This window comes from Candidatus Neomarinimicrobiota bacterium (genome assembly GCA_030743815.1).
Classification (GTDB): domain Bacteria; phylum Fidelibacterota; class Marinisomatia; order Marinisomatales; family S15-B10; genus UBA2146.
Map to the genome: position 1 here is coordinate 1 of JASLRT010000059.1, position 10,108 is coordinate 10,108.

At 48.8% G+C, this 10,108-nt stretch carries 10 protein-coding genes; 6 read left to right on the plus strand and 4 right to left on the minus strand.

The genetic code is table 11. The features are described 5' to 3' along the window. On the minus strand, positions 1-609 hold a 609-nt coding region (locus tag QF669_04765), incomplete at its 3' end, for a hypothetical protein (GenBank protein MDP6456750.1). A gap of 7 nt (positions 610-616) precedes the next feature. Next, on the minus strand, positions 617-1,240 hold the full coding sequence (locus QF669_04770) for a TetR/AcrR family transcriptional regulator (GenBank protein MDP6456751.1): 624 nt from the start codon (positions 1,238-1,240) through the stop codon (positions 617-619). A gap of 107 nt (positions 1,241-1,347) precedes the next feature. Between QF669_04770 and QF669_04775 the strand changes: the two genes are divergently transcribed. The 5 genes from QF669_04775 to QF669_04795 all read left to right on the plus strand — a co-directional run bounded on the left by QF669_04775 (position 1,348) and on the right by QF669_04795 (position 7,026). Continuing rightward, positions 1,348-2,247, plus strand: coding sequence for a hypothetical protein (locus QF669_04775; protein ID MDP6456752.1), 900 nt, complete (start codon positions 1,348-1,350; stop codon positions 2,245-2,247). A gap of 75 nt (positions 2,248-2,322) precedes the next feature. Beyond that, positions 2,323-4,131 (plus strand): PDZ domain-containing protein, encoded by a 1,809-nt coding sequence (locus QF669_04780; protein MDP6456753.1) that lies wholly within the window; start codon positions 2,323-2,325, stop codon positions 4,129-4,131. Next, complete coding sequence (locus tag QF669_04785) at positions 4,101-4,760, plus strand: thiamine diphosphokinase (protein MDP6456754.1); 660 nt, start codon at positions 4,101-4,103, stop codon at positions 4,758-4,760. The genes QF669_04780 and QF669_04785 overlap by 31 nt, the downstream gene beginning before the upstream one ends. Further along, positions 4,757-6,142 (plus strand): sodium:solute symporter family protein, encoded by a 1,386-nt coding sequence (locus QF669_04790; protein MDP6456755.1) that lies wholly within the window; start codon positions 4,757-4,759, stop codon positions 6,140-6,142. Before QF669_04785 ends, QF669_04790 begins: the two co-directional genes overlap by 4 nt. A gap of 221 nt (positions 6,143-6,363) precedes the next feature. Further along, positions 6,364-7,026 carry an energy transducer TonB gene (locus QF669_04795; protein ID MDP6456756.1) on the plus strand — a complete coding sequence of 221 codons (663 nt, stop codon included), beginning with the start codon at positions 6,364-6,366 and terminating at the stop codon, positions 7,024-7,026. Positions 7,027-7,114: 88 nt separating this feature from the next. Here the strand turns inward: QF669_04795 and QF669_04800 are convergent, their stop codons facing one another. Continuing rightward, positions 7,115-8,152 (minus strand): fructose-bisphosphate aldolase class I, encoded by a 1,038-nt coding sequence (locus QF669_04800; GenBank protein ID MDP6456757.1) that lies wholly within the window; start codon positions 8,150-8,152, stop codon positions 7,115-7,117. 30 nt (positions 8,153-8,182) lie between these two features. Continuing rightward, on the minus strand, positions 8,183-9,382 hold the full coding sequence (locus QF669_04805; protein MDP6456758.1) for a pyrophosphate--fructose-6-phosphate 1-phosphotransferase: 1,200 nt from the start codon (positions 9,380-9,382) through the stop codon (positions 8,183-8,185). Positions 9,383-9,545: 163 nt separating this feature from the next. Between QF669_04805 and QF669_04810 the strand changes: the two genes are divergently transcribed. Beyond that, the coding region (locus tag QF669_04810) for a Glu/Leu/Phe/Val dehydrogenase dimerization domain-containing protein (GenBank protein MDP6456759.1) at positions 9,546-10,108 on the plus strand (563 nt) is incomplete at its 3' end.

Sequence of the window (10,108 nt, forward strand, 5' to 3'; positions counted from 1 at the left end):
CATGATATTCGCATAATCGCCATGACGCCCCACCATCCGTTTCTTCAGGCTGGAAAGTCTGTTGAGGTATTGCTCAATATCCTGAACTTCATCCGCAGTCAGATTCCGGGAAGGCTGGAGACTGCTTATTTCGAGAAAGCCATCGTCGCTGTCCATCCGATCTACCGTCGATATTGATATAACTTCGTCCACCTCCGGAAGTTCTTCCAGAGCTCGGCTTGCATCCCACAGAGATGCCAGCAGTTTCTCATCAAAAACCGATTTCCCCGGTAACCCAAACGCAATGAAACCCATATCGGTACTACCGAACTCATCCCTCACATTTTCCCAGGTAATACGGGCTTCGGTATTTTGCGGGAGCAGTTTCATTATGTCTTCGTCAAAAACGAAATGGGGCAGTTTTTCCGCGAAACGATCGTAAGATGAGGGGAAGACCTGGGCGAGCGTCTCATCAGGCAAAACCCATTCTCCCACCCATTTAAAAACCAACAGGAGGTTGCCACTCAAGCCCGTAATCAGAATAAGAGATAATAGTACCATTACCCGGATGGTCCGCTTGGAATGCTCCATACTCTGCCGGATAAACCACGCTTTAATGCGATCACTCATTCTCAATCTACCTCTCTTGCTCTGCTCGGTGTGATCTCGCTGCACGGACACCGTCCTCCGTGAAGAGACCTTCCACAATCATGCTTACGAAGGTCTTTACCGTATCCACCGGTGCTAGATTATTATTAATGAAGAATTCAGGCTGAAATGTCGAGTTAACCATATTCATATAGAGTGTCGCTGCCACTTGGACGTCAATATCTGCTCTCAAAAAACCTTGCTCCTGAGCTTCTGACAGAATAGTACAAAAATTGTCTCTTCTTGCGAGACGGAACTCTTCGACCTTGCGCCAAATTGATGGATAGCGACTCTTCAACTCCAGAATCCTTTCTATCTGAAATCGCCTCATCTGGTCGGGAATGATATCCATAACTCTATTGAACTTCACAACCGCATTCTCATCAGAGGAGATGACATCTTGGAATTTCGCTTCGATTCTACGCGTTACAAAACTTATTGTCTTTTCCAACAGTGTCTCTTTAGTCGGGAAGAACTTATAGATAGTCTTCTTACTCATGTGGAGTCGAGCAGCCAGAGACTCAACTGTAAAGGATCGGATTCCCGCCTGTGTCAGGGTGTCAAACCCTTCTTTTAAAATCTGTTCTTCAACTGGTGAAATTCTATTCGTCATAGGAAACGATTATCGTTTATTTCGTTTCCAAGTTACCACTTATAGATTACCAAGGCAAGGATAATTTGCTTCTTTTTGCTCCTCCGTGCCCACCGTAACTTACCCCAATGGTACAGCGGCGGAAATTCCGGAATATCCTCTCTCATATCTCCTCCTTCGAACTGATCCAGCCCGACAACGACAATCGGATGACAAACGAAGAGCTCTACTTAGACCTGACTGCCAGCCGAGGAACGTCCCTCTTTCTTGGCCAGTACAGTAGTAAAGGTATTCTCTTTATTCTTCAGGGACTCGGGATTCTGTCCCGTCTGGAGAAGTTTGGCCTCGATAGTATCTCCGTTGAAATCTCGACTTCACAGCCTTTCAAGCATCTTCTCCGCCTCACCCATCACTGGCAAGAGAAGAAACTCGTCATAGCTGAGCTGGCCGTGCGCGAGGGAACATTTGGCCTCGATGACAGCAGCGGAAAAGAAGAAAAACAACTCTCGTACAGTATTCTCATGGTGGAATGGCTTCTCATTCAGAACCCACTGGGACACTTCAGCCGCGCAAAACCCCAACTGCCCGGCCAACAGTTTCCGGGGCTTGGAATGGCCGGGGAAGTGTGTGAAATCCTCTACTGGATGGCTAGACGCAGAAACAGCGACGGCGTGATGATTGTACCCGATTCTCTCCATGCAGCCGTTATCTACTCAGTCGAATTCCGCTTTGCTGATCCTCGCACGGCCGCCATGCTGAAACGGATACAAAAACAGCTCATCAGAAGAAGGGGATTGGCTCAAACAGCGTGGGCCTGCCAGGAGGGAAGAATCATCAACACCGTTCTTGGAGAAACTTTTGTCTGGCGGCCAGCGGAGATGATTATTCCCGCATCCAGAAGGATGAGAGGCTTTTTCCACTCTAAACAGTACAAGACAAAGTTTCGCCGTCATCTTGCCGATTACGACTTTGAGACTGAACAGGGTTTTCAGAAGAACTTTTCTCCGGAATGGAAGGCGGTCAGCTAATCGCCTTCTTTTTAACTTAGCTGAATATTTTTGTATCTTCCTTTCTCTTATCCATAAGTTAAAGGAGCAAAACCTGTGATTAATCATTTCATCCTGTTTTCTCTGCTGCTTGGTGTAACTATGGCATCAACCAAGAATCGTAACGACCAGATCATCTATCACCTCTCCATGCCGGAACCGCATACACACTATTTCCATGTATCGATGGAACTGAAAGCCGTCACTGAATCCACCGTGAGACTCAAGATGCCCGTCTGGACTCCCGGGTCATATCTCGTGCGCGAATTTTCACGCAACGTACCGCGGGTTACTGCTTTCGCCGGCGATGAACCTCTAACAGTCGAAAAGACGTCCAAGAATGAGTGGCAAGTGGCGCTGGACGGTCATTCAGATCTGCGGGTGGAGTACCGCGTCTACGCCTACGAACAGTCAGTGCGCACCAGCTTTCTCAACGACTCCCGCGGCTATGTGAATGGCGCTTCTGTCTTCATCTATCCAGAAGGGATGGAGAATGAACCGGGCGAACTAAAAGTTCGCCCCTTCAACAAATGGCACACGATCTCCACAGGCCTTGAGAAGATCCCCGGTAAACGTCAAACTTACCGATTCGCCAACTATGACATCCTTGTCGATTCCCCCATCCTCATAGGAAACCACAAAGTCCTCAAGTTCACGGTGGATGGGACTCAGCATGAGATTGCTCTTTACGGCGAAGGAAGTGTGTACGAGAATAAGCTCGTGGATGATGTACAGAAGATTGTGGAGGCGACCAAGGGCATTTTTGGTGGATTTCCCTATGACAGATACGTTTTCCTATTTCTGCTTCTCGATGGCGCCCGTGGTGGGCTGGAGCATCTCAATTCCACGACCATTCAGATTGATCGATGGGCATTCACAGATGAAAAAAAGTACCACGGTTTTCTCTCCACTGTAGCCCATGAATTCTTCCACACCTGGAACGTGAAAAGAATCAGGCCCATCGCCCTCGGTCCTTTTGACTACACAAAAGAGAACTACACAAAAGATCTGTGGATTGCTGAAGGACTTACCAGTTACTACGACAATCTGATCCTGCTACGATCGGGGATTATTGATGAGAAGGGATATTTTGACTTTCTTTCCAAAGATATCAAGAATGTGGAGACTTTTCCCGGTCGACTTGTCCAGTCTGCAACTGAAGCCAGCTTTGACGCCTGGATCAAATACTACAGACGTAATGAAGAATCGCCCAATACGCAGATCTCCTACTATTCGAAAGGTGCTGTTGTCGGTCTTCTCCTCGACTTGGCGATCCTTGAGCATACTGCAGGTGAAAAGTCGCTGGATGACGTGTTCCGTCAACTCAACGAATCTCACTCCGATGATCCGAAAAAAGGGTATACATCTGACGAATTCCGCCAGACTTGCGAGTCAGTCGCCGGAAGGTCTCTGCAGGACGTATGGCGCCACGCAGATACAACTGAAGAAGTGGACTACGGCGGAGCATTTGAAACTTTCGGCGTCGAGTTCGTGAAAGGATACAGCGAAGGCAGATCCGAAAAGACACCGTACTACGGTTTTGAAACCAGAGGTGATAGTAATCCTGTTGTGAAAACCGTTTTTTCGGGCACTCCTGCCTACGAGAGCGGTGTCAATGTGAACGATGAAATTGTAGCCGTGGATGATGTTCGCGTCTCGAGTCAATCACTGAATGATCATTTGGAGCGGTCCCGGATCGGTGAGGCGGTTACCCTTCTCATCACCCGTGAAGGTCTCATGCGGTCGCTACAGATAGTTCCAGTCGGTTCTCCGCCGGATTTGATTAATCTGAAGAAGATAGTCGAAGCATCTAGTGAACAGAGGCAGCGCTTCGAATGGTGGCTTCGCGTCCCATGGAAAGAGTAGAACAGCCCCTTTCCGCTCCCGTAGTCATTCTCACCGACGGGACATTTCCGTCGCACCCCAAACCTCTTACCACACTGCGTAACGCCCGTACCCTCATCTGCACCGACGGAAGTGCCGACAGCGCGATCCGTCATGATCTGGCGCCCCAGTTTATTATCGGTGATCTGGATTCGTTGCAGAAAAGTCCGGACGATTATGACGCCACCGTTATCCAGCTGCCCGACCAAGACAGCACGGACCTGGAAAAGGCGCTCGACTGGTGCATCCAAAAGAGTGTAAGAGAGATTACTATCCTTGGCGCCACCGGCCAACGCGACGACCATACGCTGGCAAACATCTTGATCCTGAGCAACTACTCCGGCAGAGTAAAACTGAGCATGCTGACCGACTACGCGGAAATTAACTACGTGGAAGAAAGTTACCAGTTCAGTTGTGAGCAGGGTCAGAAGGTTTCCCTTTTACCTCTACAGGAAATTATTTCAGTCACGACGGAAGGACTGAAATACAGGTTGCAGGATGAACCGTTGCATCGCGATGGCACCGGAATCAGTAATGAAGCTGTCGGCGGCAATTTTTCAGTCACGGTCGACTCCGGCGGCGTGTTCGTATTTATATCCTATCCCGAGTGAATTCACCCTTTCACTTCCTCGATCTTTCCATAATAGTTCTCTATCTTGCCGGTGTAGTTGCCCTCGGCCTCATAAGGTCGAAAAAACAGTCACCCAGCGATGATGACTACCTCCTCTCGGGGAGGAGACTGACCCTGATTCCGTTCACAGCGTCCCTGGTGGCCACGTGGTACGGAGGTATACTCGGTGTTGGTGAATTCACCTATCGCTACGGGATTTCAAATTGGGTTGTGTTTGGTCTCCCCTATTATCTCTTCGCCCTGCTTTTCGCTTTTCTTCTAGCTGGCAAAATACGGCAGAGTCAGATCACTACTATTCCGGATCGATTTCGTGACAAATACGGCGCGGAGGCCGGAATCGTAAGCGCCGTACTAGTGATGATCCTTACCTCTCCCGCTCCTTATATCTTTAGCACAGGAATCATCCTCAAGCTGATATTCAATATTGATAGTAACGTCGCACTTTTGCTGGCCGCCGCTCTCAGTTTAGTCTACATATTTTCGGGCGGCTTCCGGTCCGTCATCAGAACTGATCTGCTTCAGTTTTTTCTCATGTTCGCAGGATTCGCCGTCATAGTTATCCTGGCCGCCACCCAGTACGGAGGCTTTAGTATGCTGAAGGAGAAACTGCCTCAACTTCATCTCACCTGGAAGGGCGGACATACATCCCAGTACATAACCGTCTGGTTCTTCATCGCCATGTGGACGTTTGTCGACCCGGGATTTTACCAACGCTGCGCAGCGGCCGATTCACCCGCCGTGGCAAAACGGGGAATCCTGACGGCGATCATTTTCTGGGCGCTCTTTGATTTCCTTACGCTCACCACAGGACTCTACGCCAGAGCAATCCTGGCTGACAATGCCGATCCTGCCATGGCACTTCCTCAGCTGGGAATGGAGATTCTGCCGCCCGTACTCCTCGGAATCTTTTTTATCGCTATCCTCTCCACCATTATGTCAACAACAGATTCATTCGGATTCATCTGCGCCACAACCCTCGGCAGGGATATCATCTGGCGATTGAAAGGAGAAACGGACAGTCCAGTGAAACTGACCAAAGTGGGACTTCTGATTACAGCAATCATTTCACTTCTACTCGCATGGTTGCTCCCTTCCGTGGTCAGTCTGTGGTATGTGATCGGTACCGTCTGCGTTCCGGGACTCCTAGTCCCTCTGCTGATCACCTTCTGGGCTGATGGCCGGTTTGTGATCCGCGGTGTGACCTGGATGATGACTATTTCAGCAACAGTGAGTTTTGCCTGGTTGCTTGCCGGCACCCTTCAGGGTGCTGATTCGCCAGCCTATCCTCTGGACATCGAACCTTTCTATCCCGGTTTTGCCGTCTCTCTTTTATGGAGTATTGTCAGCGGAAAGAGGAAGTAGTTTTGCACTTTAGATAACCGATTTTGTTGTTACATCTTCCCTATTACGTAACCTATCAATTAGCTATTCACCATCATAGATTAACCTTAACTCAACAGCCAACTTTTAAGGTTAATTAACACTAAAAGTTGTGAAACAAAAGATAAAGATGTGCATTTATTTATTGGATATTAAGATGAAAAGGTCTTATATTAAGGTAGCGCAAAAACGGAGTGAGACTGATGGTTTCGCATTCAAATGAGCAGGACATACTAAAGAGGCAATATCCCATCGTAGTAAGGACAATGATGCTGATAGTGCTGGTATCTATTATCGTCACATTTCGTGTTTTCTCCCGTCCTTTCGAAAGGCGGCGCATCGTTGAACAGGTTGCGCATGTTGACATTGAACAGTTTGACATTCCTCAGACGCAGCAGTTCGAACGTCCGCCACCTCCGCCAAGGCCATCGGTTCCCGTCGCTTCTGAAGATGAAGAGCTGGCCGATGACGTCACGCTGGAAGAGATCAACTTCGAAGATTTTGAAGTATGGGAAGCGCCACCACCTCCCCCCTCAGATAAAGGACCACGCGTCCGCTTTATACCTTACGATGAACCACCCTTACCAATCGGCGGCTACGCGGCCATAAAGGCGAATATTATCTATCCTGAAATTGCACGTGTGGCTGGTGTTGAAGGTAATGTTGTCCTTCAGGCGTTTGTCAACAGGAGGGGTAAAGTAACAGATGTTGTTATATTAACAGGTTTGCCCGGGACCGGACTGAACCAGGCAGCTATGGATGCTGTTAAAAAGACACCATTTAAACCCGCCAAGCAGAGAGATGTGGCTGTCGGTGTCTGGATATCAATTCCCATCAACTTTAAGCTCCACAAATCTGTTAGCTAGACTATAACGCAATACACGTCGTCTATATAAAGAAGGGACCATTAGGTCCCTTCTTTTTTCACGCTTGTTTATGTTGGTGTGTCTGATTTTAAGCCGGCGCGCCCTCTTTTTCCATCTTGTCACTATACTGCCCCAACGTAGCCGCACCGTTACACTTCGCCCGGTGATAGAACGCTTTCTGAGCCGCTTCGGCATTTGAATCGTCACCTCCCCACGCCTTAAGGGCCGACTGCTGCAAGGCACGTCCGTAAGAGAAACTGAGCTGCCATGGCTTGACTAAATCGTCTATCGTGTTCATAGCGTTGAGGTGCTGTGTAGCGAGAAGATCGCTCTGACCGCCAGATAGGAAACAGACACCCGGCACTGCCGCCGGAACAAAACGCTGGAAGCAGGAGACTGTCGCTTCAGCAACCTCATCAACTGACGCTTGCTCTGAACAGTCATAACCAGACAAAACCATATTTGGTTTCAGGATCGTCCCCTCAAGATAGACATCCATGCGGAAGAGGGCCTCAAAGAGAGCGTTGAGTACTTCAGCTGTCACCTCAAAACTGGCCTCTATGTTGTGCTCACCATCCATCAGCACTTCCGGCTCTACGATGGGGACAATGTCCGCCTCCTGACAGAGCGCCGCATAGCGGGCCAGAGCATGAGCGTTGGCATCAATGCAGGCAAAAGATGGTGCATCTTCTCTGATGGTGATGACAGCCCGCCATTTAGCAAAGCGGGCACCTAAGTCGTAGTACTCCGCTAACCGGTCACGTAGTCCATCGAGACCTTCCGTCACCTTTTCGTCCTCATACCCCGCTAGCGGTTTCGCCCCTTCGTCCACTTTGATGCCGGGAATAACTCCTATATCAGCGAGAAATTTGGGGAACGGGACTTCTCCATCAAGTGAAGACTGTCTGAGTGTCTCATCAAACATGATAACACCACTGATGTGATTTTCCATCACCTCAGCGGTGAAAAGCATATTCCGGTAGTACCGCCGCCTCTCTTCGGTAGATTTGACATTGATCTGGTCAAACCGCTTCTTAATGGTTGGTGTACTCTCATCGGCCGCCAAGATACCTTTTCCGGGCACCACCATAGCTTTCGCTGTCGATTCCAACTGTTCAAGATTCATCTTTCTTTATACTCCCTATTTTGATATTGATTAAGCTTGCTCTATATTCACAAGCATACTGTTGAACCATTCCGCCGTCACATCAAAAGGTTTTCCACCTTTGATTCGATCAAAGTTGATAAGACTCAATTCACTATTTCTGTCCGTATCGAGGCCAACTACGCCGCTCTCTCCACTCAAAGCATATTTGACAGCCATGGTAGCACTTCTCTTGATCAAATCCAGGTCCTCCCCGTTAGGTGCAGCGGAGCGGGCGAAGTAACCGCTTTTTTGAACGAGGATTTTATCCGATTTGAGCCGTTTCCCAAACTGTTCGGCGAACCACAAACCAGGATTGATAAGATCGAGTTTCACATGGCCGAAAGCGTCTCTCTCAACCTCCTCCCCCATCGCCTCCTTTTCCTTCACGATCGTATCAATACCCGCACCCTCACTGAGGAAAATGTTGACCCCGTCTTTCTCATTCATCTTTTTCATTAGACGTTCACATTCAGCTGAAAAATCTATATCCGTTTCAGGCACGTAAACCGCATCTACATCCCACCGATCTTCGGAGACTAGAATCTCGGGAAGAAATGTTTTCTGTTTCAACCGTTCGCGGTATGCGTGGGCCGTGGCAGCGGTGAGCCAGCCGCAGTGGCGGCCCATCACTTCATGAATAATGAGTTGGCGACGGCTCGTGGTATTTTCATTGGCAATATTCTCAAAAAATACGGCTCCCTGCTCCGCCGCCGTTGCGGCACCCAAGGTTTGAACAATAGGATAAACATCGTTATCTACCGTCTTTGGCAACCCCACCACAGTGAGCTCAACACCCATCTCCTTTAAAACAGCAACGAGGCTCGCCGCCATGCTATTGGTATCGTCACCACCGATAGTATGTAAAATAGAAATACCATCTTCCAGAAGCTGCCGGGCCGCAACCTTTAATGGATCCTCCCCATCTTGAATAAAGCCGCGTTTGACACAGTCTTCCACATTGGTGAGCTTCACGCGGCTGTTGCCGATAGGGCTCCCTCCAAAGGAAAGAAGAGTTTGGGCTCGCTCGCGAACGGATGTTGAAATCTCAAGTGACTTGCCAAGCAACAGACCTCTGTAACCGTGGAGGTAACCCAACATATCACTTTCCGGTGCCTTGTGGTTATACTCCAACATCAGTGCACCAATAGACGCAGAAAGACACGGTGCTATGCCGCCGGATGTAAGAAATGCTATCTTATTCTGAGCCATTTATTGCATTCTATTGAGTTGTTAATTTAGATGAAATATATTTTACTGAAAAGAGACATAAAGCTGAAGACTATGCTATCAGTTGACAAAACTGCAATAACGGGTTAACTTCCATCTGAGCAGGCAGAAAATACCTGGAGCAATCAAATAGGAGGGTACTAAAGTGACAGAAGTTAAAGTAAACAATTTCAAAGCGTGCTGTGACCAGTTTGAGAGAGCCGCCGATAAACTTGGACTGGAAGAAAACTTTTCAAATTCACTCATGATGCCCGATCGTGAACTTGCCGTCGAAGTACCACTCAACAGAGACGACGGCTCGCTGGCCGTCTTCAAGGGGTATCGTATTCAGCACAACAACGCCCGGGGTCCTTTTAAGGGTGGGATCCGTTACCATCAGGAAGTCGATCTGGACGAAGTGCGAGCCCTGGCCTCTCTCATGACTTACAAGACTGCCGTAGTGGATATCCCTTACGGCGGCGGAAAAGGCGGCATAACCATAGATCCAAGGGACTATTCCGAACGGGAACTGGAACAGCTGTCTCGACGGTTCTTCCGAAGGATCAGTCCAATCATTGGTGTGAATAAAGACATCCCCGCCCCGGACGTCAATACCAACGCTCAGATCATGGCGTGGTTTATGGACGAATACAGTCAAAATCACGGTTATAGCCCGGGTATAGTCACCGGAAAGCCCATCGATTTGGGTGGCTCTCTCGGCAGGGAAGC